The following is a 23,533-nucleotide window of genomic DNA, read 5'->3' on the forward strand; positions in this document are numbered from 1 at the left end:
TAATTCGTGTCCTTCACTCATTTCTTAATTGATATATACTTATAATTATATAGAATGCCATAGGGGTGAATGAAACGTGCAGAACATCGAAATCCAATCATTGAATGTCGGAAAACCGAAAGAAAGACAGTTCGGGAATAAAGAAGTTTTGACCGGTATTTGCAAACAGCCGGTAACGGAACCTGTATTTTTATCCAAAGCAAATTTTGACGGCGACGGGCAAGGCGATCTTGTCAACCACGGTGGAGTGGATAAAGCGGTATGCGTCTATCCGTACGAGCATTATCTTTATTGGGAAAAGGAGTTAGGAAAGCCGCTGGATGCAGGTGCATTCGGCGAAAACTTGACGTTGCGGGGATTGATTGAGGATGAAGTTTGCATCGGGGATTCATTCCAAATCGGTGAAGCGGTCGTACAAGTGAGCCAGCCGCGGCAGCCTTGCTTTAAATTGTCACTTGTTCATGACCGGAAAGACATGCCGGTTCTCGTGCAGGATACAGGTTTTACGGGGTTTTATTTCCGAGTATTGAAGGAAGGAATGGTCTCCCCTTCCGATAAGTTGGAGCATATCGCGCGTCCTGAACTCGCCATTACTGTATCCGAAGCGAATCGACTTATGCACCACACGAAAGATGACTTGGACGGCGCACGGAAAATTCTTCAGTTGGATGAATTATCGACAAGTTGGCGAAAAACGTTCAACAAGCGGATCGCAGGCGATGTAGTGAATACAAGCGAACGATTAACGGGGAATAAATGATAAAAAGAACGCATGGCCACTTCGAATAGCCAGCGTTCTTTTCGTTTTATAAATCATCAAACCCATTCAAATCACTCGTCTTCACGTATTGCCTCGATGTCTGCTCGAAGAAATCCGTTTTCGTGTCATCGAAGTTGTCGACGTATGCACGGATCCATTTCATCGGGTTGTCCGTGAACTCGGGGTAAATTTCGCTTAGCCCAAGCATGCGCAACATTTTATTCGCGCGGTATTTTACGTAGCCCGCCATCTCATCCAAGTCGATGCCATCAATCTCCCCTAACACGTAGCGGCTCCAAATGATTTCATGTTCGACAGAGTGACGGAATTGATCGTAAATCCATTCTGTAAACGCTTCGGTATTATACTGTGGATTTTCGGCAAGCGTTGCACGGAAAATGTCGCTGATTGCCTTGCCGTGCTGCAATTCGTCACGATTGATGTACGATATCATCGTCGATGTACCGACCATTTTCTGATGGCGTGCGAGATTATAAAAGAATGCGAAACCGCTATAAAAGAATAAGCCTTCCAATAGAGTCGTGTACACCATCGCTTTCAGCACCGTTTCAATCGTCGGGCTCTCTGCGAATTCATTATAGATGTCGACGATCCGCTCGTTCCGCTTCATGAGCACTACATCGGTGCGGCCCATTTCAAATGAAGCCATCTGCTTGTCCAGCGTCGTGACAGAGGAAAGGACGTACGCATAGCTGTGATTATGCTCGCTTTCCTGATCGGCGATTGTCGCCATGATTGATTTCACCGAAGGATCGGTTGCGAAGTCTGCAATTTTCATGGCAATGACCGTTTGAGGTCCATCCAATGTCGCGAGCAATCCGATGATTTTGAGGAATGCTTCCTGCTCCGCTTTCGTCAAGTTCGGAAATTGCTTCACATCCTGCGTCATATCGACTTCATTCGCCGTCCAAAATAGGGAACGGATCCTTTGTCGCAATGTGTAGAAATGGGGGTGGGCAAGGTCGTTCCAATTTAAGATACCGCTCGCTTCCCCCCCGAAAATAGCCGTTGATTTATTCGGTTGAGCCGGATTCAATACTTTAACGCGTGTAAGTGTTGCCAATGTTGAACTACTCCTTTCGACCATTCAATGACTTTCTTCTCTTGCGTGCCGCGGGGGCTTTGCTCGATTTTAAGAGGGGCAATTGCAGATTCATAAAACCGTGCCAGTTTGACAGCGGCATGGCAAAAAAGATCCTCCCCTCCAAACTGCGTATCTCCTGTTCCGAAAACATACACATTCCTCGGTTTGTAGCCGATGTCCGCGACGAAATCCTTCACTTCTTCGGGTGTGGCCCCCTTATCCCAAGTGAATGAACCGAGGACCAGCGCTGCAAACTGCCGCGGATCAGGCATTGGACCAATTCCGATCCGATGCACTGCCACGTCCATCCCTTCAGAAAGCAGCGTCTCCTCCACAATTTCCGCCACTTCCTCCGTATTGCCGCTCCACGAAGCATAAGCGATCAGGAATGACACCATTCGCACTCCTCAATATCCGACGCGGTTGACCGCATGTAATACGTCGTTTTCATGCCCGATTTCCACGCCTGCACATGCATATCAAGGAGGACCGATGCGCGGATATTATTCGGCACGTAGACATTGAACGAAATCGCCTGGTCGATATGGCGCTGCCTTGCTGCATTTTGCTTGATCGACCAGCGCTGATCGACGATATACGCGGAGCGGCGGTACACGTCATACGTGTTGTGATCGAGATCCGGCGCAATGACCGGCAGCTTGTAGTCTTTCTTTTCCTCATGATAGAACGGCTTGAAAATCGGGTCGATGGAAGCCGTCGACCCCGCGATGACCGATGTCGAGCTGTTCGGCGCGACCGCCATCAAATAGCCGTTCCGGATGCCGTTCGTCGCTACGTCGATCCGCAGTTCACGCCATTCTTTCGAGTCATAACCCCGTTGTTCGAAATAATCCCCGTTCTGCCAATCCGATCCTTCGAATAAAGGGTAAGCCCCTTTTTCGCTCGCCAATTCCATTGAAGCCTTGATCGTCAAATAGGCAATTCTCTCATACAGTTTATCTGCATAATTGACCGCTTCCTCCGACTCCCATTGGATAGTTTTCAAAGCGAGTAGATGATGCCAGCCAAACGTTCCGAGTCCAATGCCTCGGTATCTTGCATTCGTCCGTTGCGCTTGGACGACCGGTATTTTATTCAAATCAATGACATTGTCGAGCATACGAACTTGGATCGTGATGAGTCGTTCCAATACATCCGCTGTAACGGCACGTCCAAGATTCACGGACGACAAGTTGCAAACGACAAAATCACCTGGCTTCGAGCGAGTCACGACGATATCATCTTCAAGCGTGACGGATTCGAATTCGGTCGGGCTCTGATTTTGCGCTATTTCTGTACAAAGATTACTCGAATACACCATGCCCCGATGCTTATTCGAATTCGCCCGGTTCACTTCGTCGCGATAAAACATGAACGGCGTCCCCGTTTCAAGCTGGCTGCGCATTATGCGCTTCATAATTTCAATCGCCGGCACGGTTTCCTTCGTCAATTCAGGATTGTTGACGCATTCCTCGTACTTCTCACGGAACGAACCGGACCCCTTCGTTTCATCATAATGATCCTCAAGCGAATACCCCATCACCGTTCGCACTTCATGCGGATCGAATAAATGCCAGTCACCGCGGGCTTCGACTTGCTCCATGAAAATATCCGGCAAGCAGACGCCCGTGAAAATATCATGTGCACGCAAACGATCGTCGCCATTGTTCAGTTTTAGGTCGAGAAATGTAAAAATATCTTTATGCCATACGTCAAGGTAAACCGCGATCGCCCCTTGGCGTTGGCCGAGCTGATCAACGCTGACGGCTGTGTTGTTCAGCTGCTTAACCCACGGAAGAACGCCGCTTGAAGCGCCTTTGAAACCGCGGATGGAAGACCCGCGGGAACGGACCTTGCCCATGTAAACACCGATACCGCCGCCGTATTTCGATAGATTCGCAATGTCGGTATTACTGTCATAAATGCCTTGAAGCGAATCATTGACCGTATCGATGAAGCAGCTCGACAGCTGTCCATGCGGCTTTCCTGCGTTCGCGAGCGTCGGCGTCGCGACAGTCATGTACAGGTTGCTCATCGCCCAATACGCCTCTGCCACCTTGTCGAGACGGTTCTCGGTTTCATTTTGCATAAGCGTCATCGCAATGATGAGCCAACGTTCCTGTGGGAGCTCGACCGGCTGTTTATTGAAATCAACCGCAACGTAACGGTCTACGAGCGTTTTCAATCCTATGTAAGTGAAAAGCTTGTCCCGCTCCGGCTCAAGGATTGTTCCCAGCTTTTCCAATTCCTCATGCGAATATTTTTCAATCAAAACAGATGTATACAAGCCTTTCTTAACGAGTCGCTCTACGTTGTCGGCAAAATCCGTATATGCTTTTGCGCCCCTTATGTTTTCCTGGCAGGAATAAATTTCCTGCAGGTAAATCCGCGCAGCAACAAATGTCCAGTAGGCAGATGCCTCATCAATATTGCTAAGCGCCTCCAGAATCATCGCTTTCGACCAGTCAGAGTCAGTCCCTTCAGGATGCCGCTCCTTCCACCGTTCACTCGCCTTCAAAAGTAGCTCCAGCTTGTCCGCTCCGAATTCGGCTTGCAGCTTGTCCATAATGCTTGTCGTTTCAGTGATAATCGTCATTCAATCCATCTCCTTTAGGTTAGCTTCGCAATGAAAAAAGCGATGATTCCACCTTTTTCGGTAGAGTCATCGCTCATGGATTTTGATTAGGAAACAGATCGGGATCGCCTGAAAAATGAAAGCAAAAACCCGCTCGCTTCCACCTCTCAACCCCCGAAGAAAGTGTCGCTTGACGATGGACGGCAGGTCTACTGGCTAACGCTTCCTCCTTCCATCTCCCCTTCCCGCGGCATCATGCTGCAGTGGTTTTTGAGACGGTCGTCTGCGTTTACAGTTGCGGGGACAGCTCCGATTTGCGGATTCCCTTTTAAACCGATAACGGTACCATTCCATCGTTCAATACTATATATTGTGCCTTATGTACATCTATTACCCTAACATGTTGTGTTTCAATCGTAAATAGGTAGAAAGATATTTTTCCATAATTCAATTTCCACCTATACTTCTTATCTCGCATATGTGATGATAATTATTAAAAAGAAGGAGGGTTTCCGATGGCTGATTTAACTGCACTGATGACTTGGACGTTTATGGAGGAAGTTCCAGTCCCCGAGGAAATCAAGGAATTGCTCATTGACGGTGAAGTGGCTGAGGTTGCGTATAAAACAATTCGCGACGTTGCTGTCGTTACGAATAAACGATTCATCATCGCAGACAAGCAAGGTCTTACAGGTAAAAAGGTGGAAATCTACACAATCCCGTTCAATTCGATCAATATGTATTCCACTGAAAATGCGGGCCGCATCGATTTCAACGCAGAAATCGAACTATGGACCAAGGCTGGAAAACTCAAACTCAATTTAAATAAAAAAGTAGATATCCGCAAACTTGATAAAATCATCGCAAATGCCATACTTTGAAGGTAAGAGCCGTGCAAACGATGCATGGCTCTTATTTGTTGAAGGGCTTCAACGCATTGGTTTGATCCACAAAAATAAATCCATCATATCGGCTGCCAACTCTTGATGACACATAATTCCCATAAGCTTCAAACTCCGGATTATAAACGACCCCGATGGCGCGATGTCCGATCCATTCATTGAATAAATGACGGTTCTCCTCAGTAAATAAAATCACTTGATCCTCGGCCGCCGCTGCATGCATCTGCCCTTCCCATGAATTGAACTTAGCTGGAGGAACATCCATCACTTCATAAGGCTCCCCCCAGCTTTCACCGGCAATGACGGTCCCTTCATACGTCCCAAAGCCAATGGCAAACGTGTCCGTCCTACCATATTTCTCCCGGACGAGCTGACCGACGTTGGTCATATCGTGGTCGGCCATCGTTGTTTCCGACGCATCGCCGACATGGGTGTTGTGCTCCCAAATAATGATTTTCGTTTCGTCACCGTGATAGTTCAAAATCTCTCCGATCGCCTCCACCATATGCATATCACGGATATTCCACGAAATAGCGTCGTCCTGCATCATGGCGCGATAATACGATTCGGCATTTTTCGCGACTAACGCATTCATCGTCATATTCAAGTCCTTCTCCTGCTCGTTCGAATAAAGGTCTTCATGACTGCGGATTGTTGTCAGCAAGTTCGTCACCTCACGAATGCATTCGTCCGTGAAATGGGCGGTCGACAGGGCATAATGCTCTGGCATCCGGTTATACGGCTCGAAACAGGAGAATGCCTTTTTCGCCAACTCCAAATCTGCCTTAAACTGCGGGTTTTCCTGGAGAAACCGAAGCAATTCATCGATCGATTCGTACAAGCTATACATGTCGATGCCGTAAAATCCGGTTTTGTCAGCTGCATCCTTTCCATCATTTTCACGTTTTAGCCATTCGACAAGCTCCCCAACTTCTTCATTCGCCCACATCCACGTCGGCCAGCGATTGAAAGATTGTTCCAGTACTTGCCTTGCGGACTTCCCCTTTTCATCAAACTCTTTCACATAACGATTGACCACCTGCGCAGATGGCCAATCGCCCTCCACAGCAATGATTGTGAACCCCTTTTCCTGAATGAGCCGTTTGGATATGGCGGCGCGGATTTTGTAGAATTCCGAGGTCCCATGCGTCGCTTCCCCTAACATGACAATCCGGGCATCCCCAATTGCGTCCATAACTGTATCAAGCGCTTGATCATTCAACGTGAAGGCGTGCTCCTGTATGGCAGACACTAATCTTTTCGACAAATCAATCCTCTCCTTCATCCATAGCATACCCATGGCAGTTGGATGGAAACCGGGGGAGTTTTTATTGCAGCGTAAAATGGTTACCACCGACTCAGGCGGGTTTACCACCGACTCTCGGGCGGTTACCACCGATTCGCCAGTGTTTACCACCGATTCGGAGCACTTTACCACCGACTCTAGTGAATTTATCACCGATTGACTACAATTTGAGGGGTTTTTGAATGAATTTCTGCGCTTCTCGTAGTAATTTTCAGTTCCAAAAACGTTTATCACCGCTCAGGCACACTTTATCACCGATTAGAAGGAGTTTATCACCGCTTAGACAACCGTTATCACCACTCAGCCGAGGTTTATCACCGCTCAAGCAGCCTTTATCACCGTTCGCCACTTTTCCACCATAAAAAACAACCGCCAGAAGTGACGGTTGCCCCCAATTTATTGATCTGCAACTTCCAGCGTTGCTTCCTTGTCATCTTGCATTATCTTTAAAATCCACTTCGTTTCTTTCTCATCAAAAGTAATTTCTTGAATAACCAAGAAGCCAAATGTTGTTTTCCCATCGGTCATTTCGATGGCCTTCGCCACAGCCTGCGATTCGGAAAGCGTTGCACCAGCCGGTTTATAATCCGGCAATACCTCCACAAACTTCGCCTTCCCCTGGCCTGGAAGGGATAACATTATCCCTCCGGATGCCTCCACTTTGACACGTTGCCCTATTTGCAGCTTATCTGCTTCAGGAAACTCATAATAAACAGCACCTTCTGTTCCGCCCGCAACAAAAATCTTCCCTTCACCAGCGGACAATATGAATCCGCCTTCCGTCACCGGAGTATCCGTGAATGTCTCTTCAGGCATGATGATGCTGGATTCACCAGGCTCCGCAACTATTCTGCCATCTTGTTCAAAATGGAACTTGTTGTCCGGGAACATTCCCTCCAGTTCCTTTTGCTGCGCTGGTTTCAGAAAGTCATGGCTGATTTCCACGACTCCAGTAATTGTATTAACCGATAATCCATATGACCCCCGTTCCGATCTCATCCCTTTCAGCGCTAGTCCGACTTCATCCTGTTGTTCATGCAGTTCCTTTTGTGTATGCGGGCTACGGAAAATATAGATCGGCTCCGCTAGGATTTCGCCTGCATCCACTTTCGGTTGCAGCTCATCAAGCAACTTTTGCACACGCTCATCCGGCTCCTTCACGCCGATCCAAATGCCGGATTGCTCCGCACCACTCATTTGATTTTCAAAAAAGAGGATGCCTTCGTTTTCGAAACTTTCGTGGCCGCCATAGACCTTCTCCATCGCCTCTATTGCGATCGGTCCCTCGATTGCCTGCACCGCCATATCCTCCGCCAATTCTGGATTCGGTTCTCCGTATAATCCCTCTTTGTATTCATAGCTTTCCGTTTGTGCAGCAGCTGCCTTGTCCCGTTTAGGCGATTCTTTAACTGTTTGCTTCAATTCAGCAATGACTTCGCGTCCACTCACTTTTTTCAACGTCTTCCATCCGCTCTCCTCAACCGCACCATTTTTCAGGGTTGCACCCGAGCCAGCCGTTCCACATCCTCCTAGCAATAAAACAGCACTTACCGTTATCAAAGACATTCTATATTTCATTCCAAAACCTCCCAGTCAATAAATTAGACGGGCAACCCTAGTTAACGTTACGCATTTTTTGTTCCAAAATCGTTTATCACCGTTCAGGCACACTTTACCACCAATTAGAAGGAGTTTTTCACCGCTTAGACAACCATTATCACCGCTCATCCGAGGTTTATCACCACTCAAGCAGCATTTATCACCGTTCGTACACTTTTCCCCTTTAAAAAAACCGCCAACAAGTGACGGTTTCTCAAACTTCTATTGATCCTCAACTTCCAACGTCCCTTCCCCGTCATCCGGCCAAAACTTGAATACCCACTTCTTTTCATTTTCATCAAACGTAACTTCCTCGATCAGAACAAAGCCATTCGACAATTTCTCACCGGCTATGTCCATTGCTTTCGCTACAGCTTGTGACTCGGAAAGCTTTGCATTCGCCGGCTTATAGTCCGGCAAAACTTCCACAAACTTTGCAGTTCCATGTCCAGGATACGATTTCGAAATCATTCCTGATGCTTCCACATTCACACGCTGGCCGACTTTCAATTTGTCGGCTTCCGGGAATTTGTAAAAGACAGGGTCTTCAGTTCCGCCTGCTACAAAAATTTTTCCATCGCCGGCGGCCAATACGAATCCACCTTCACTCACCGGAGTATCCGTGTATGTTTGTTCAGGAGCAATAAGGGTTGATTCCCCCGGCTCCGCGACCATCCTTCCATCTTGCTCGAAATTGATCGTATAGTCGGCGAATAAATTCCGCAACTCCTCTTGTTGCTCCGGTTTCAGGAAATCATGGGTGACATCAATATCACCTGTTTTGACATTGACGTAAAGGTTGAAAGATCCCAGCTCCGATTCGATGCCTTTCAATACTTCCGCAACTTCCTCCTGTTGATCATAAAGTTCCTTTTCCGTATGAGGGCTACGGAAGATATAAATCGCTTCCGCTAGAATTTCGCCTGCATCCACTTGTGGCTGTAATAGATCAAGTAATTGTTGAACACGTTCATCCGGCTCCTTGATCCCGATCCACACGCCGGATTGATCAGCACCTCCCGTTTGATATTCATTGAAGATGACGCCTTCATGATGAATCCCACCCTCGCCGTAAACTTTTTCCACCGCCTCGAAGACAGCGAGCCCTTCAATTGCTTTGACATTTAGATCTTCCACCGTTTCTTTCGAAGGCTCCTCAACCCCAGGGGGCGTTTCTATAGTCGCCCTCTCGTCCCGTTTAGGCGTCTCTTCAACGGTTTGCTGCAGTTCGGCAATGATTTCACGTCCACTCACTTTTTTCAACGTTGGCCACTCGCCATCTTCAACCGCAGCATTTTTCGGTGATGCATCCGTTCCACATCCTCCCAACAATAAAGCAGCGATAAACAAAGTTGATAAGATATTTTTCATTCCGATACCTCCCGCTTATTAAGTTAGACGAATGAGTCGTGTAAAAGTTTCGACAATTCCCTATTGACACCTAGCCTCCAATTTGATACATTCAACTACAATATCGATGACGAAGAGAGTAATGGGTCGGAACTTCTGTAGCGAGCCGGGGTTGGTGGGAGCCTGGCGGGGTGGATTCATGAAGCGCACTTCGGAGATGCTTTTCTGAATGAAGTAGGAGAAGCCGGTGACTCGCCGTTAGGAGAAAGGGGCCTCTATCCATACATGACAGGGGCAATTTGAGTGGTACCGCGGAACAAGCTTTCGTCTCATTTATTGAGATTGAAGGCTTTTTATTTTTCCTGAAAAGGGGTTCATATAAATGAAAAACGATATTTTACAAGCTTTACAGACAGTCAGCCCAATCCAATTGGAGGAGCATATGCTGGAGCGGCCGGCCAATTCAAAATTAGGCGATTTTGCATTGCCTTGTTTTCCGTTCGCAAAAGTCTTGCGGAAATCCCCCGTTGCCATCGCGGAAGAAATTGCGAGTTCCGTTAAGCACCCGTTGATCCGCAAAGCAGAAGCCGTGAATGGGTACGTCAATCTTTTCATGGATCGGGAAGTTATCGCCGATTCGCTCCTTCAAACAATCCTTAAGCAATCCGCCGCATACGGATCATCCAATGAAGGCAACGGCGGAGTGGTGACAATCGATCTATCCTCGCCAAATATCGCAAAACCGTTTTCGATGGGGCATCTGCGCTCAACAGTCATCGGGAATTCCATCGCTTTATTGCTCGAGGGAAATGGCTACCAGCCGGTGAAAATCAACTACATCGGTGATTGGGGCACGCAATTCGGGAAGTTGCTCACCGCGTACCGGAAATGGGGCAACGAGGAAGATGTCCGTAAAGAGCCCATCAAGACATTACTGAATCTGTACATCCGTTTTCACGAAGAAGCAGAGGCGGATCCTTCCTTGAACGATGAAGGACGCGCCGCATTCAAAGTACTTGAGGACGGCGATGCCGACGCACTCGCTCTGTGGGAATGGTTCAAAACCGAGTCATTGAAAGAATTCCAAAGGATTTATGATTTGCTCGGCGTCTCCTTTGATTCCTATAACGGAGAGGCGTATTACAACGACAAAATGGAACCGGTCGTGCAAGAACTCGAAGACAAGGGGCTATTGGTCGAATCGGACGGTGCCATGGTCGTGGAAATGGAAGACGGCATGCCTCCTTGTTTGATTAAAAAATCGGATGGAGCGACGTTGTACGCAACACGTGATTTGGCTGCTGCCATCGATCGAAAAAACAAGTACGACTTCGTCAAATCCATTTACGTCGTCGGGAATGAACAAAGCCTCCACTTCACACAAGTAAAGAAAGTGCTCAACAAAATGGGCCATGAATGGGCGAACGACATCGTTCACGTACCATTCGGGCTCATCTTGCAAGGCGGCAAGAAGATGTCGACGCGGAAAGGCAAGATTGTCCTGCTTGAGGAAGTCTTGAAAGAAGCGATTGCACTCGCACAGAAAAACATTCAGGAGAAGAATCCGGCGCTTGCCAATCAATCCGAAGTGGCAGAAGCTGTCGGAGTCGGCGCCATCCTTTTCAGCGACTTGAAACAGCATCGGAAGCATGACATCGAATTCGATCTTGAAACAATGCTTCAGACAGAAGGCGAAACGGGTCCATATGTCCAATATGCGCATGCGCGAGCGAACTCCATCGTGCGGAAAGCGGGAGCAACCGACGAGTTCGCGATTAACGAAGTGAACGATCACGAATGGGATATCGTCAAACTGCTGAGCCAATTCCCGCAAGCAGTCAAGCGCGCGAACGACGAATTGGATCCTTCCGTCATCGCAAAATACGCGGTTGACCTCGCCCAAGCGTTTAACTCGTTTTATGGGAATGTGCAAGTCTTGTCCGACTCCGCAAACAAGGCATACCGAACTGCGCTAACCGAATGTGTCATCATCGTATTGAAAGAATCATTGCGCCTGCTTGGCATGAGAGCGCCTGAAGAGATGTAAGTACAAAGTAAAAAGCAATCGTTCCACCATTCACTGGCGGGACGATTGCTTTCAATTCATTTATCCTTCCAACATTCGGCACCTTTCAAACTAGGATCCGCTTTAAACACGGGATTCTTCCCTTGTTTCCGCTGCTTCGTATAATCATCCAACACGTGGAAAGCGACTTTTCCGAGAAGAAGGATGACGAGAAGATTTATGATTGCCATAAGGCCCATGAACAAGTCCGCCATGCTCCAGACGATATCCACTTTTGCCATTGCACCGAACATGACCATTACAAGAACCGCAATTCGGTAAAACGTCATCCACGACTTATGCGCATTGATGAACTCGATGTTCGTTTCACCGTAATAGTAATTCCCGATGATCGAGCTAAACGCGAAGAACAAGATTGCGATTGCGACAAAATAGGGCGCCCAAGAACCGACATGAACGGCCATGGAGGACTGCGTCAGCAAAATGCCGCTCTCCTCTCCTTTGTCATATAGGCCCGCAAGAATAATGATGAATGCGGTCGCTGAACAAATGATGATCGTATCGAAAAAAACGCCAAGGCTTTGAACAAGACCTTGCTTCGCCGGGTGCGTGGCACTCGCCGTTGCAGCAGCGTTCGGCACACTCCCCATCCCAGCCTCATTCGAGAATAAACCACGCCGGATCCCCTGCATCATAGCTGCCCCGACACCACCTCCAGCCATTTCCTTAATGCCGAAAGCATGCTCGAAAATCAAGGCAATCATAGCGGGCACTTCCGTAATATTTATGATGACGACAAATAAAGCGATAAGAATATAAAACGTTGCCATGATCGGAACAATCGCTTGCGTCACTTTCACGATCCGCTTCACACCGCCGAAAATGATGACCGCCGTCAAAATGACGAGTATCAAACCGACTGCCCAATAAGGAATATTGAAAACATCATTGAACGATTGACTGATCGTGTTCGATTGGACCGAGTTGAAAATGAATCCAAAACACATCGTCAGGAGAATCGCGAAAACGATTCCGAGCTTCCGAAGGCCTAGCGCCTTCTCCATGTAATATGCCGGCCCTCCGCGGAATGTATCGCTGTCCCGCACTTTATACACTTGTGCTAGCGCGCTTTCCACGAACGCCGTCGCCATGCCGATGACGGCGATCACCCACATCCAGAAAACGGCGCCCGGCCCGCCAATTCCAATGGCAAGCGCCACGCCGGTGACATTTCCCGTTCCGACCCGCGAAGCAGCACTGATTGTGAACGCCTGAAACGCCGAAACTCCATGGTCGCCCTCCTTCTTCTCGAAGATGAGACGGAACATCTCCCCGAAAAGGCGAATTTGGACAAACTTCGTCCGAAGAGTAAAATAAAGACCGATGACAAGTAGAAGACCAATCAATATATAAGTCCAAATAAAATCATTCGCCGGCCCGACGAGCCACTCCAATACACGCATCAAAAACACTCCTTCCAATTCACGAGTCTCCAACTCTCTACCCTTTTCATCCTTGGAAATCACCTGCTTCAAGAAGAAAAGCAACCGAGTCGGCATGGGCTCGATTGCTTGGATTGGTTATCACCGACTTAGGGCGGTTTACCACCGACTTTGGGCACTTTACCACCGATTCGGGCGAGTTTACCACCGATTCTCGGCACTTTACCACCGATTAGGGCGAGTTTACCACCGACTCTCAGCACTTTACCACCGAATCGTCATTTTTCACAGGCTTTTCGCCAATCAAAGCGCAGCCTTCACCGTCTTCCGATAATATCCGACCGTCAAAAATGCGAACACGAGATAAATCAACGCATAGATGCCCATGGCGATGGATGCGGGCAATGTAATGTCGGACATGAACATGAAGGATGCCGCTTTTATCGCAAAAATCGAGTGCAGCAAGCCAATCAGCAACGGCAAGCCGAAGACGAATACTTGCTTACGGACGATGCCGCGCATAATGTCCTGCACGGTGAAGCCCAGTTGGCGCAACGTTGCATAGCTGCTTTTCTCCTGCTCCGCTTCCGTCATTTGCTTAAAGTATAAAATGCTGCCTGTCGAAATGAGGAACACGAGCCCCAAGAAACCGGAGATGAAAATGAATAGGCCATTATTCTCCATGCCCGAAGCGTATTGGGAATAGTAATCAAATCCGTGCTGTTCATCTTCCTCATTCATTCGCTTGAAAATCGCGGAAGCTTCGGCAAGCTGATCTCGTTCCAACACATCGATGGCGTAGGTGTTTAAAATGCGCCACTCATTTTCATCATTCAGAAATAGAGCTTTTAATTCTTGATAAAATTCATCTTTTACAATAAGTTGAGTCGCCGCTGCAGAATTCAATGCATTTCCTTCGTTCACTTTCACAACTTTCATGTCAGATTCTATTTCTGCATTCGATAATTTGACATTGAATGGAACTTCCATCGTTTTCAACAACCAATAGATACTCGCATCATAAAGGTACGCGGCATCGGAATGGGGAATTTGAATATCCACTCCCGCTTGCTGCAATTGTTTGTCGCTTATTATTTTTGCCCCAAACGAATTGGACATCAATTCCGATACACTGCCACCTTCAAATTCCCCGTCCACTTCCAGCGTTTCAACTGTTGCAGACGTATACGTAATCTCTTGCTTATCCAGTTCGCCGATGAATTTCTCTGCAGAGCCTTGACCGTCTTCATACCAAAAATCATCAAATGAAAAATCAAACGGATAAATCAGGCGGACTTCCTTTTCCGTTGAATAATAAAGGGAGTACACGCCCGCCAACATTGTCAGCGTCATTGCGGACAATACTGTAATGATCGTCAATGAATTCGCATTCCCCTTCATCCGATGCATGATCGGCGCAAGCGACAAGCTGTTATACAGTCCGAGATGGCCTTGCTTTCTTTTGCGGATTTGATAAAGCACCCAGCTGATCGCGACGCGGAACAATAAATACGTACCGAGGATTGTTGAAGCCAAAACGACGATCATATTGATGAGCAGCCAGGCATTCAACATCCGTCCGGATAACCAGTAACCGAATGCGATGAGTGCCATCCCTAAAATTGCTAGAAAGGTTGATCTGAATGCTTTCGGCTTCTTCGGATGCTCGCCGGTTTTCTCTGCATTGAATAATCCAAGCAACGTATTGCGGTAGACCGCAACGAGCATTTGCATCGATGTAAGAATCGTAATTCCAAGGAATACAATGACCGTCTGGATGACTGCCGCCGTCGAGAACGTCACTTCAATAAAACCGTCGAATCCGATGAGCTTCATTAACAACAATAAAAACACGCGTGATACAAGAATTCCCGCGCCAATCCCGATCGCCAAAGCTCCTGCGCTTAGCAAAGCGTTTTCGATGATCAACAAACGCGAGACAGAACCTTTCGTCAGGCCAATCAATTGATAGAGCCCGATTTCACGGCTCCTTCTTTTCAAGAAAATCGCATTCGCATAGACAACGAAAATTCCTGCGATGAATAATAATAGAATTCCTGCCACTTTGAACGCCGCACCCATGCTGCCGCCTGATCGCGCCACAACCGACGGGTCATGCTGCAAAGTCGCAAAAACGAAATACAGGACGACGCTTAAAATAAGCGCGAAAAAGTAGAGATAGTAATGCTTGATGTTTTTCCGCATGCTGCGGATGACAAGGTCAAAGAGCGTCAACGCTGTCACCCCCGAGGACACCTTGCACATTCAGGATTTCCTGGAAGAAGGCCTGTCTCGTTTTGTCGCCGCGGTACAGCTCCGAGTAGATGTTGCCGTCTTTCAGGAAGACAACCCGGCTGCAATAGCTCGATGCGACGGGGTCATGCGTCACCATCATGATCGTGACGCCACGTTGTTTATTGACGTCTTCCAAAGTCCCGAGCAAGGATGACGCCGATTTCGAGTCAAGCGCGCCTGTCGGTTCATCCGCGAACACCATCGACGGCTTGTTAATGAGCGCCCGCGCTGCAGACGTCCGCTGTTTTTGACCGCCGGAGATTTCGTGTGGATATTTATCCGCCAATTCCTTGATGCCTAAAATATCTGCGATTGATTTGAATTGGTCTTCCGCCACCCGCTTTTTCATTTTGCCGAGCGACACCGGCAACAGGATATTCTCCTTCACTGTCAATGTATCGAGGAGATTATAATCTTGGAAGATGAACCCTAATTTATCGCGCCTGAATGCGGATAGTTCCCTGTCCTTCATCTTCGAAATATCAGCATCTCCAATGAGAATCGACCCTTCCGTCGTACGGTCGATCGTCGCGAGGACATTCAACAGCGTCGTTTTCCCGGCACCCGATGCGCCCATGATCCCGACGAACTCCCCTTCCATCACACGTAGGTCGATTCCTTTCAATACTTGTTGCACATTGCCGCGAGTCCCGAACGATTTGCGGACATTCCGTGCGTGTAAAACTGTTTTATGTTGTTCCATCATTGTCCCCTCCCTGTTTGCTGTACCTTAATTGTATCGGGCGGACTTTTTCCCGTCGTGCGATTCAGATGACAAACAGGCCGGCCAATGTGACATTATTGTCACGTTCGGGTTGCGTCGAATTCATTTTCGGTTGAAAACGTCATGTTCATCGTCGTTCCTTCGTTCATTCCAGATTGCGCCGACAGGGAAATCCCGATTTTCTTAGCCACTTGTTGGGCAAGATACAAACCGAGTCCCGTCGCCGCATTATGAAGCCTTCCCGTGCCCCCGGTGAACCCTTTGTCGAAAATACGGGGCAAATCGTGAGACGGGATTCCCGGACCTGCGTCTTTGATGGATAAAACCGGATGTCCCTCCGTTGTATGGACTGCCTTAATGCAGATGGTGCCCCCGTCCGGACTGTATTTCACAGCGTTCGTCAACAATTGGCGGATGATGAAGCGACACCATTTGCTGTCCGTGAGTACTTCCCTCTCCTCGCCTTCGAGTTCAACCGCGATATTTTTCTCGATGCACCAAGATCGAAGCTCGCGGATTTCCGGTGTGATGAGCTGCTGCACTTCAATTTTCTCCAATACATAATCCGTATTGAGCGACGGCAAACGTGAAATATATAGCTGCCGGTCGATGAGTAAATGGACACGGAGCCAATCGGACTCGACTTTCCGGATGGCCGGATCTTGCCGATTCGCATCGATCGTCATTTTCATCGATGTGAGCGGCGCCTTCACTTCGTGCACCCAAGCCGCGGTATAATCGCTTTCCATAAGGTTGGCGGCATTCATTTCCGACAACTTCTTCAAATGATCTTGTGCAACTTGCTGCAGCAGATCGTTGATTGTTTCGTCTCGATTGAAAAGCGGTTCCGGCAGTCCTTCCTGCCAATCCCGTGAACGGTCCTCCGCTTGATGCTGGAGCCCTCTCATGTATTGCGTCTCTTTTTTGAAGCGCCATAAGAGGAATGAAATGAAGAGCGCCATGAGCAGCAGGTTGAGGTAGATAAGAGATCCCGTCCTCATTGCCAGTCCCTTATCAATTAAAACCAATAAGTCCGTCAATACAATTGAACCGATGAACAACAGTATCCAGCTTTTCATGTCTCTCAGATATGCCATGAACATCGAATCCCCCCTACAGGCTGACCGCCATATACCCCATGCCTTTTTTTGTGTGAATCGCGTCACCAAGTCCGATGTCCGCAAGCTTTTGGCGCAGCCGCGTCACATTGACCGTCAGCGTGTTGTCGTTGACGAATCGCTCATCATCCCATAATTTGCGGATCAGCTCGTCGCGTGACACGATTTCGTCTTTCGCTTGGACAAGCACAGCTAAAATGAAAAACTCATTTTTTGTCAATTCCACTTCATTGCCTTTCGCTCGGATGACGCCTCGCTTCATATCGATCATCGCGCCGTTCCACTCAAGCACATCTGCCGCCTCATCCGTGTACGCATACGTGCGCCGAAGCGTCGCCTGAATTTTCGCCAGCAGCACGTCCGTATGGAACGGCTTCTGAATATAATCATCTGCTCCCATATTCATCGCCATCACCATGTCCATCGGATGATCGCGCGACGACAAGAAGATGATCGGCACTTTTGAAACTGCCCGTATCTCCCGGCACCAGTGGAATCCGTCGTAGGCGGGCAGTTGAATATCGAGGATGACTAGATGCGGCTTCGCTTCAACAAATGCCCCCATCACATCATGGAAGTTTGACGGCCCCGATACATGAAGCGACCACTGCCCAAGCCGCTCTTTCAGGGAATCGAAGATCGCTTGATCATCCTCCACTATGAAAATATTCATATCCATCCGCTGCACACCCTTTCGTTAGTTAGTATTATAATCCATTTCCGTTGAAATCGGACACTTCCTCTAGCGGTTCGGCGTTTACCACCGATTCTTGGCACTTTACCACCGAATCTCACCGCTTTACCACCGATTCGGCATTTTTAATCGATTTGCCTCGCTAAATCCCAGGACGCATAGTAGGATTAAAGACTCATTTCCATAGGTGTTTTCCATTATCATCGACTCTCGGCACTTTATCACCAATTCAGGCGAGTTTATCACCGACTTTCAACGCTTAATCAGCGACTCTGCATGGTTTATCACTGCTTCACTAATTTTTAACAAACAGCGACCACCTAGACCTTACCGACTATTAATTTCTTATACTAATAACCTACCGAATTTCCAGATTTGCAATACTTCCATCTCCGAAGTGTGTTATACTGTTTACATAAGACATCGCACCTGGCTTGTTCAGGCAGCATATATGTCTTCTTTTTTTTAGCCGTTGTTTAATATTTTCATTCCAAAACGAACGGCGTACAGTTTTGTAAAAAAACATAGGGGGATTTTATGCTTAAGTTTGAAAACGTCAGTAAAGTGTATGAAGACGGGTTCAAGGCTGTTGATTCTGTCAGCTTTGAGATTCCGGAAGGCGAGCTGCTCGTTCTCATCGGTCCGAGTGGTTCAGGTAAATCGACTACGATGAAAATGATCAATCGTATGCAACCGCATACAAGCGGGAAGATTTCGATAAACGGAAAGGATAACAAATCGTACGTCGCTTCCGAGCTGCGTAGAGGGATCGGCTATGTGATCCAACAGATCGGTTTATTCCCGCACTATACGATTGAAAAAAACATTGCCATCGTGCCCGAGCTGAACGGCTGGAGCCCTGATAAAATCAGAACACGGGTAACCGAACTGCTGGAATTGGTCGGACTCGATCCTGAAATTTACGCTAGCCGCTACCCGAAAGAACTTTCCGGCGGACAGCAGCAGCGTGTCGGCATCGCCCGCGCACTTGCATCCGATCCTGAAATCATCTTGATGGATGAACCGTTCAGCGCATTGGATCCGATTACAAGGGAACAGTTGCAGGGCGAACTCATTTCATTGCAAAAAAAACTGAATAAGACAATCATTTTTGTTACACATGACATGGACGAGGCACTCAAAATGGGTGACCGCATCGCCATTATGAAAGACGGCAAGCTCCTTCAGTTGGACACTCCAGAAAAATTACTTCATGAACCTGCCCACGGTTTTGTCGAGGAGTTCATTGGCAAGCATCGAATCATTCAAAACCCTGAACTGATGCCTGTCATTGACATTATGTCCGAATCGGTCGTCACGACTCTTCCTCAAAGTTCTCCTGAAAAGGCAATTTCACTTATCCGCCAGAGGAAAATCACAGATCTCATCATTGTGGATGAATCAAAAGAATTGCTAGGCATCGTGTCCGCCTATGATGTCATCAAGAAAGTGAACGATATCCGCACCATCGCAGAAATCATGCAGCCGATCGGGTACTTCTTGGAAGATACCGCTTCCGCAAGAGACGCTATTATCATGATGGATGAATCGCCGTTCGGCTTGATTCCGATCGTGGATGAAAAGACTAAGGTTGTCGGCCTTGTCACGCGCGGTTCATTGCTATCCGCATTGTCCAGCCAATGGACGGAAACGAAAGTTGAGGTGGTTGCCATATGAATAATTTATCGATTTGGCAACAATTGACCGAACAATCACAGTTGCGCTGGAGGGAAGTTCTCGAAGCGACATCCGTCCATATCCAACTTGTGTTCTTCTCAATGCTGATCGCCATCATTCTCGGCGTTTCACTCGGCATCCTTGTCACCCGGGTTCCGCAACTGACGACTCTTGTGCTCGGCGGTACGGGCGTCATGCAGACGATTCCTAGCCTTGCGTTGCTCGGTTTCATGATTCCTATCTTCGGGATCGGCGTGAAAACAGCGATTGCAGCGCTATTCCTTTACTCACTGCTGCCGATTGCCCGAAACACGTACGCAGGAATCACCGAAGTCGACCCGGCTACGCGGGAAGCCGCTAAGGGAATGGGAATGACGAGCGCTCAAATCCTTTTCAAAGTGGAGCTGCCACTCGCGATTCCCGTCATCATGGCTGGAATCCGAACAGCCGCTGTCATTAACGTCGGTAACGCTACCCTCGCCGCATTCATCGGCGCAGGCGGACTTGGCGATTTCATTTTCCTCGGCATCACGCGCGGAATTGACGGATTGATCCTGCTCGGTGCAATCCCAGCCGCACTGCTTGCAATCATCCTCGAAGTGTTCTTCAGTTCGGTTGAGCGCTGGACAACGCCGAAAGGATTGAAGACGGAATGAGGAAGAAATTCTTTGGTTTTTTACTCATTGCAGTTGTAGCAAGCATGCTATCAGGCTGTATTTTCATTGAGAAGGATTCGCTGATCCTCGGTTCCCGGAACAACACGGAAAGCATTATTTTGTCGCATGTGATGGGACAGTTGATTGAGAATAAAACAGATATCAAAGTCATTTATAAAGAGAACCTCGGCGGCTCGAACGTCGTGTGGAATGCGATGTTGAACGGCAATATCGACGTCGTTCCCGATTATACGGGGACGATTGTCGTCAACTATTACCACGAAGAGCCGGGGAACGCAGAGGAGACGTTGGAATTGACGAGACACCTCGTCGGTGAAGACGGCATCATCGCCTTCAACACATTCGGCTTCAACAACACGTACACTCTCGCGCTAGACGAATCAAAAGCGGAAGAACTCGGCGTCGTCACATTCAGCGACTTCGCTGCGTATTCGGAAGACTTCACGCTAGGCGCTGTCTTCGAATTCATCGACCGCCCGGACGGATTGCCCGGCTTTCAGAAGGAATACGGGTTGAAGTTCAAGAATGTCAAAGGCATGGACCACGGCATCATGTACCGCTCGATCAATGCTGGCGAAGTTGACGTCATCAACTCCTACACGACAGACGGCCAGCTGCAGGAATTCGACTTGCGTGTATTGGAAGACGACAAATCCTACTTCCCTCCGTACCACGCGCTCCCGCTCGTACGGAAAGAAACGCTGAAAGAGTACCCTGAAATCGAAGCGGTCTTAAGGCAGCTCGAAGGCGCAATCAACGAAGAAGCAATGCAAAAAATGAACGCCAAAGTCGACAACGATGGGATGATGGTGGAGAGGGTTGCGGAGGAGTTTTTGGTGGAGAGTGGGTTAATTGAGGGGGTTGCACGGTAGGTTATTGCCGACTTCTGGAGAGTTATCACCGATCTGGCAAGTCAAACTCAGCAAGTCGCCGGAGGGATTTCAGTTACCACCGACTCGTGGGAGTTTACCACCGACTTAGGCGACTTTACCACCGACTCTCGGGGCGTTACCACCGACTTTCGAAGGTTTACCACCGACTCGGTATTTCACCATCAAAAAAGCGCACAATTCATGTGCGCTTTTTGCGTTCCGAGTGAAGTTCCATTGTGTAAACTCGATCCCGATAAGTCCCCTCCGACTCTAAATCCATTGACACCAATAGCCGATGAGCAGTCTGCTGCCGATTAACTCTCAAAAACTCCCGACAATCCATATTCCGCATTCCACCGCCAAACAAAAGGAACCAATCTCGGATAGCCTGCTTATGCGCGTCCCGACTTGCACCGTTACAAGCTAAACAGCGCCACCCACCCATATATTTCTCCATGCCAACAAACCCACACCCCGGACAAATCACACCCGTCCGGATGTCGCTACGTCGAATCGAATACGCTTCACAAACAGGAGAAGGGATGAAATCGCGATGGGAGCTGCTGAGCTGTACTAAAAGGTCGGCGAAAGTTTCGTCATCCAACAATGGGGAGGTTGTTGGGAGTTTGCGGATGAAGGAGGGAACCGCACTTGGGAATAAAATAGGGATATTCGTGTCGAAAACTTCGATGCGTTGCTTGGCATACGCCAGCACAACAGCACCGTATACCGGCAATGAAGCATCTCGGCTGTACAGCCAGTCTTGAAACAGTTCACAGTTGTTTTCCAGTTGGGCAATCGGGCTTTTGAATCCGCTCACTTGTCCTGAATCCAGCACGCGGATCAATTGCGGCGGGTTTTCCGTCACCGTCAGTTCGCCCGCGATGTTCTTCACTTCAAATAAAACCGCGTACCACGGGGTGATAAACAGTGTATCTACTTGAAAATATGTACTGGAGGCCAACGATAGATCGTGAAAAACGCCATGCTTCATTGAAAAAGCATAGCTCTCAAACACCTTGTCCAACTCCTGCTCGCCGCCAAATCCGGCTTGTACCGCCGCATGCTTTGAACGCAAAACAGGAGTCGCTTCGTGGTGGCCCGGCAATCGCCTCATCGCCGCCTCCAGCCCCTCCAACAATAGAGGCGCCTTTCTCAGTTTATGGATGAATATGACTCAACTCCTTAAATAATATTCCGTTATTTACTAGTTTAGCATATTCATCCAATAAAAAACTAATTATTCAATCAAACTGCAAATACTCCCAAACATTCCCGAATGGATCTTTGAAACTGATATATTTTCCTGGCGGGCAGTCCGCAGGTTCGGCGATAATCAATTCCACGCCTTTCTCTTTCAACTTGCTTAAAGATTGATGGATATCATCCGTTTTCAACGTCAACACAACACCTGAAGAACCCACATGATATCCCGCATTCTCCGACTCCTCCAACACGATCGGCAACTCCCCGTGGACAAGCGTTACAATCTTCGGCCCATATTCTTTATTTACCTCAAACCCCAATACCCCCGTGTAAAATTCAATCGCCTCCTGCATATCCGGTACATGAATGCCAATCACACAAACTTGCGTCATACCGTTTCCCCCTCCGCTATATATTTGTTAATCATTTTCCTCAAAAACCTCATCTGCTGACTTTCTTCACTCCACTGCAACCGAATCCAGTCATACTCCCTCTCCAACAAACGTCCAATTCGCCCCACTGCCTGCGCATGCTTTCCGGGTGTAATGAACTCCAGAATTTCCGTCAACTCCGATACAACGGACTCCGGCAATGACCGCTCAATCGTTTTTAACCCCAGCTTCGCGCGTTCCGGCGCATATCGAAATAATAAAACCCTTCCCAAATGATGCACGACATTCGTCAACATCCGAACCGACCAAATGTCATTTCCCCTAGCCGCTGATTTGGAATATTGGAATAAAAACCACCCAACATCCATGACATCATCCCGATATTCTTCCTCCGTCAGCGCCAGCCCTTGCGTCTCCATCAATTCCTCCATCAACCGATGCGGATCAAACAGCACCTGGAAATGGTCGCCGCCAACAAACGATTCCTTCGTCACTGTGAATAAATCAATATGCAACAGATCGTCAAACACCGCAATGATCTGAGGGGCGACAATGAAAATATCATCCATTAGAATGATATCGCGATACGCCCGCAAATGCCCTACCCGGTTCGCGAGGAATTCCTCCTTCCCCTCCTCATTAACTAAGCAATACAGGTCGACGTCTGAACACTCGTCATGCTCTCCTCTTCCCATTGACCCTTTCAGAAAAACTGCCTGCACTAGCGGGTCCTTTTTCAAACTGGCAGTAATTTTCCTAACGGCCAAATCCTGCGATAACATGGTCTTCCCCCTTACCTCGGCAGCAGTAAGT

General features: G+C 48.2%; 20 protein-coding genes, 1 riboswitch and 1 other annotated feature. Of the genes, 6 read left to right on the forward strand and 14 right to left on the reverse strand.

The features are described 5' to 3' along the window. Positions 1-76 precede the first annotated feature (76 nt). Entirely contained in the window at positions 77-760 is a 684-nt protein-coding gene (locus ACFPTP_RS17475; protein WP_381447472.1) for an MOSC domain-containing protein, read from the forward strand. Between the two features lie 46 nt (positions 761-806). On the opposite strand, the gene ACFPTP_RS17480 is transcribed toward ACFPTP_RS17475, so the two are convergent. The 3 genes from ACFPTP_RS17480 to ACFPTP_RS17490 are packed head-to-tail and all read right to left on the reverse strand — an operon-like array spanning position 807 to position 4,461. Then, positions 807-1,868, reverse strand: a complete 1,062-nt coding sequence (locus tag ACFPTP_RS17480; RefSeq protein WP_381447474.1) for a ribonucleotide-diphosphate reductase subunit beta — start codon at positions 1,866-1,868, stop codon at positions 807-809. Then, on the reverse strand, positions 1,814-2,263 hold the full coding sequence (locus tag ACFPTP_RS17485; RefSeq protein WP_381447477.1) for a flavodoxin: 450 nt from the start codon (positions 2,261-2,263) through the stop codon (positions 1,814-1,816). Before ACFPTP_RS17485 ends, ACFPTP_RS17480 begins: the two co-directional genes overlap by 55 nt. Beyond that, entirely contained in the window at positions 2,248-4,461 is a 2,214-nt protein-coding gene (locus ACFPTP_RS17490) for a ribonucleoside-diphosphate reductase subunit alpha (protein ID WP_381447480.1), read from the reverse strand. Before ACFPTP_RS17490 ends, ACFPTP_RS17485 begins: the two co-directional genes overlap by 16 nt. Before the next feature lie 164 nt (positions 4,462-4,625). Beyond that, positions 4,626-4,806, reverse strand: a riboswitch (cobalamin riboswitch). A gap of 149 nt (positions 4,807-4,955) precedes the next feature. Between ACFPTP_RS17490 and ACFPTP_RS17495 the strand changes: the two genes are divergently transcribed. After that, the gene (locus tag ACFPTP_RS17495; RefSeq protein WP_381447482.1) at positions 4,956-5,321 is read left to right on the forward strand and encodes a PH domain-containing protein; all 366 of its coding nucleotides are present in this window, start codon (positions 4,956-4,958) and stop codon (positions 5,319-5,321) included. Between the two features lie 31 nt (positions 5,322-5,352). Here ACFPTP_RS17495 and ACFPTP_RS17500 read toward each other — a convergent pair whose 3' ends face one another. The 3 genes from ACFPTP_RS17500 to ACFPTP_RS17510 all read right to left on the reverse strand — a co-directional run bounded on the left by ACFPTP_RS17500 (position 5,353) and on the right by ACFPTP_RS17510 (position 9,618). After that, complete coding sequence (locus ACFPTP_RS17500; protein ID WP_381447485.1) at positions 5,353-6,609, reverse strand: erythromycin esterase family protein; 1,257 nt, start codon at positions 6,607-6,609, stop codon at positions 5,353-5,355. A gap of 435 nt (positions 6,610-7,044) precedes the next feature. Continuing rightward, the gene (locus ACFPTP_RS17505; protein ID WP_381447487.1) at positions 7,045-8,226 is read right to left on the reverse strand and encodes a DUF3221 domain-containing protein; all 1,182 of its coding nucleotides are present in this window, start codon (positions 8,224-8,226) and stop codon (positions 7,045-7,047) included. A 243-nt stretch (positions 8,227-8,469) separates the two neighbouring features. Next, entirely contained in the window at positions 8,470-9,618 is a 1,149-nt protein-coding gene (locus tag ACFPTP_RS17510; RefSeq protein WP_381447489.1) for a DUF3221 domain-containing protein, read from the reverse strand. A gap of 97 nt (positions 9,619-9,715) precedes the next feature. Next, positions 9,716-9,932 (forward strand) — a binding site (T-box leader). Between the two features lie 47 nt (positions 9,933-9,979). Here ACFPTP_RS17510 and argS point away from each other — a divergent pair. Then, positions 9,980-11,644 (forward strand): arginine--tRNA ligase, encoded by a 1,665-nt coding sequence (argS, locus tag ACFPTP_RS17515; RefSeq protein WP_381447491.1) that lies wholly within the window; start codon positions 9,980-9,982, stop codon positions 11,642-11,644. A gap of 56 nt (positions 11,645-11,700) precedes the next feature. Here argS and ACFPTP_RS17520 read toward each other — a convergent pair whose 3' ends face one another. From ACFPTP_RS17520 to ACFPTP_RS17540, 5 genes are all read right to left on the reverse strand, one after another. Continuing rightward, the gene (locus ACFPTP_RS17520; protein ID WP_381447494.1) at positions 11,701-13,086 is read right to left on the reverse strand and encodes an alanine/glycine:cation symporter family protein; all 1,386 of its coding nucleotides are present in this window, start codon (positions 13,084-13,086) and stop codon (positions 11,701-11,703) included. 282 nt (positions 13,087-13,368) lie between these two features. After that, the gene (locus ACFPTP_RS17525; RefSeq protein WP_381447496.1) at positions 13,369-15,309 is read right to left on the reverse strand and encodes an FtsX-like permease family protein; all 1,941 of its coding nucleotides are present in this window, start codon (positions 15,307-15,309) and stop codon (positions 13,369-13,371) included. Next, positions 15,287-16,063 carry an ABC transporter ATP-binding protein gene (locus ACFPTP_RS17530; protein ID WP_381447498.1) on the reverse strand — a complete coding sequence of 259 codons (777 nt, stop codon included), beginning with the start codon at positions 16,061-16,063 and terminating at the stop codon, positions 15,287-15,289. Before ACFPTP_RS17530 ends, ACFPTP_RS17525 begins: the two co-directional genes overlap by 23 nt. Before the next feature lie 101 nt (positions 16,064-16,164). Next, positions 16,165-17,181: a sensor histidine kinase gene (locus ACFPTP_RS17535; protein WP_381447500.1), complete on the reverse strand. Its 1,017-nt coding sequence runs from the start codon at positions 17,179-17,181 to the stop codon at positions 16,165-16,167. 16 nt (positions 17,182-17,197) lie between these two features. After that, positions 17,198-17,881: a response regulator transcription factor gene (locus tag ACFPTP_RS17540; RefSeq protein ID WP_408020210.1), complete on the reverse strand. Its 684-nt coding sequence runs from the start codon at positions 17,879-17,881 to the stop codon at positions 17,198-17,200. A 552-nt stretch (positions 17,882-18,433) separates the two neighbouring features. On the opposite strand from ACFPTP_RS17540, the gene ACFPTP_RS17545 reads away from it, so the two are divergent. The 3 genes from ACFPTP_RS17545 to ACFPTP_RS17555 are packed head-to-tail and all read left to right on the forward strand — an operon-like array spanning position 18,434 to position 21,122. Beyond that, positions 18,434-19,573 (forward strand): betaine/proline/choline family ABC transporter ATP-binding protein, encoded by a 1,140-nt coding sequence (locus tag ACFPTP_RS17545; RefSeq protein ID WP_381447502.1) that lies wholly within the window; start codon positions 18,434-18,436, stop codon positions 19,571-19,573. Next, positions 19,570-20,229, forward strand: a complete 660-nt coding sequence (locus tag ACFPTP_RS17550) for an ABC transporter permease (RefSeq protein WP_381447505.1) — start codon at positions 19,570-19,572, stop codon at positions 20,227-20,229. The genes ACFPTP_RS17545 and ACFPTP_RS17550 overlap by 4 nt, the downstream gene beginning before the upstream one ends. Beyond that, on the forward strand, positions 20,226-21,122 hold the full coding sequence (locus ACFPTP_RS17555) for a glycine betaine ABC transporter substrate-binding protein (RefSeq protein ID WP_381447507.1): 897 nt from the start codon (positions 20,226-20,228) through the stop codon (positions 21,120-21,122). The genes ACFPTP_RS17550 and ACFPTP_RS17555 overlap by 4 nt, the downstream gene beginning before the upstream one ends. Positions 21,123-21,321: 199 nt before the next feature. On the opposite strand, the gene ACFPTP_RS17560 is transcribed toward ACFPTP_RS17555, so the two are convergent. The 3 genes from ACFPTP_RS17560 to ACFPTP_RS17570 form a co-directional block, all read right to left on the reverse strand. Next, the gene (locus ACFPTP_RS17560; protein WP_381447509.1) at positions 21,322-22,239 is read right to left on the reverse strand and encodes a nuclease-related domain-containing protein; all 918 of its coding nucleotides are present in this window, start codon (positions 22,237-22,239) and stop codon (positions 21,322-21,324) included. Positions 22,240-22,366: 127 nt separating this feature from the next. After that, complete coding sequence (locus ACFPTP_RS17565) at positions 22,367-22,720, reverse strand: VOC family protein (RefSeq protein WP_381447511.1); 354 nt, start codon at positions 22,718-22,720, stop codon at positions 22,367-22,369. Beyond that, the gene (locus ACFPTP_RS17570; protein WP_381447513.1) at positions 22,717-23,502 is read right to left on the reverse strand and encodes a nucleotidyltransferase domain-containing protein; all 786 of its coding nucleotides are present in this window, start codon (positions 23,500-23,502) and stop codon (positions 22,717-22,719) included. The genes ACFPTP_RS17565 and ACFPTP_RS17570 overlap by 4 nt, the downstream gene beginning before the upstream one ends. Positions 23,503-23,533: the final 31 nt, after the last annotated feature.

This window comes from Sporosarcina koreensis, from assembly GCF_042655825.1.
Classification (GTDB): Bacteria; Bacillota; Bacilli; order Bacillales_A; family Planococcaceae; genus Sporosarcina; species Sporosarcina koreensis.

Bases quoted from the DNA above. Each gene is read 5' to 3' on its own strand.
- ACFPTP_RS17480 (WP_381447474.1), bottom strand. From the start codon at position 1,868: ATGGTCGAAAGGAGTAGTTCAACATTGGCAACACTTACACGCGTTAAA.
- ACFPTP_RS17485 (WP_381447477.1), bottom strand. From the start codon at position 2,263: ATGGTGTCATTCCTGATCGCTTATGCTTCGTGGAGCGGCAATACGGAG.
- ACFPTP_RS17490 (WP_381447480.1), bottom strand. From the start codon at position 4,461: ATGACGATTATCACTGAAACGACAAGCATTATGGACAAGCTGCAAGCC.
- ACFPTP_RS17495 (WP_381447482.1), top strand. From the start codon at position 4,956: ATGGCTGATTTAACTGCACTGATGACTTGGACGTTTATGGAGGAAGTT.
- ACFPTP_RS17505 (WP_381447487.1), bottom strand. From the start codon at position 8,226: ATGAAATATAGAATGTCTTTGATAACGGTAAGTGCTGTTTTATTGCTA.
- ACFPTP_RS17510 (WP_381447489.1), bottom strand. From the start codon at position 9,618: ATGAAAAATATCTTATCAACTTTGTTTATCGCTGCTTTATTGTTGGGA.
- argS (WP_381447491.1), top strand. From the start codon at position 9,980: ATGAAAAACGATATTTTACAAGCTTTACAGACAGTCAGCCCAATCCAA.
- ACFPTP_RS17520 (WP_381447494.1), bottom strand. From the start codon at position 13,086: ATGCGTGTATTGGAGTGGCTCGTCGGGCCGGCGAATGATTTTATTTGG.
- ACFPTP_RS17530 (WP_381447498.1), bottom strand. From the start codon at position 16,063: ATGGAACAACATAAAACAGTTTTACACGCACGGAATGTCCGCAAATCG.
- ACFPTP_RS17535 (WP_381447500.1), bottom strand. From the start codon at position 17,181: ATGGCATATCTGAGAGACATGAAAAGCTGGATACTGTTGTTCATCGGT.
- ACFPTP_RS17540 (WP_408020210.1), bottom strand. From the start codon at position 17,881: ATGGATATGAATATTTTCATAGTGGAGGATGATCAAGCGATCTTCGAT.
- ACFPTP_RS17545 (WP_381447502.1), top strand. From the start codon at position 18,434: ATGCTTAAGTTTGAAAACGTCAGTAAAGTGTATGAAGACGGGTTCAAG.
- ACFPTP_RS17550 (WP_381447505.1), top strand. From the start codon at position 19,570: ATGAATAATTTATCGATTTGGCAACAATTGACCGAACAATCACAGTTG.
- ACFPTP_RS17555 (WP_381447507.1), top strand. From the start codon at position 20,226: ATGAGGAAGAAATTCTTTGGTTTTTTACTCATTGCAGTTGTAGCAAGC.
- ACFPTP_RS17560 (WP_381447509.1), bottom strand. From the start codon at position 22,239: ATGAGGCGATTGCCGGGCCACCACGAAGCGACTCCTGTTTTGCGTTCA.
- ACFPTP_RS17565 (WP_381447511.1), bottom strand. From the start codon at position 22,720: ATGACGCAAGTTTGTGTGATTGGCATTCATGTACCGGATATGCAGGAG.
- ACFPTP_RS17570 (WP_381447513.1), bottom strand. From the start codon at position 23,502: ATGTTATCGCAGGATTTGGCCGTTAGGAAAATTACTGCCAGTTTGAAA.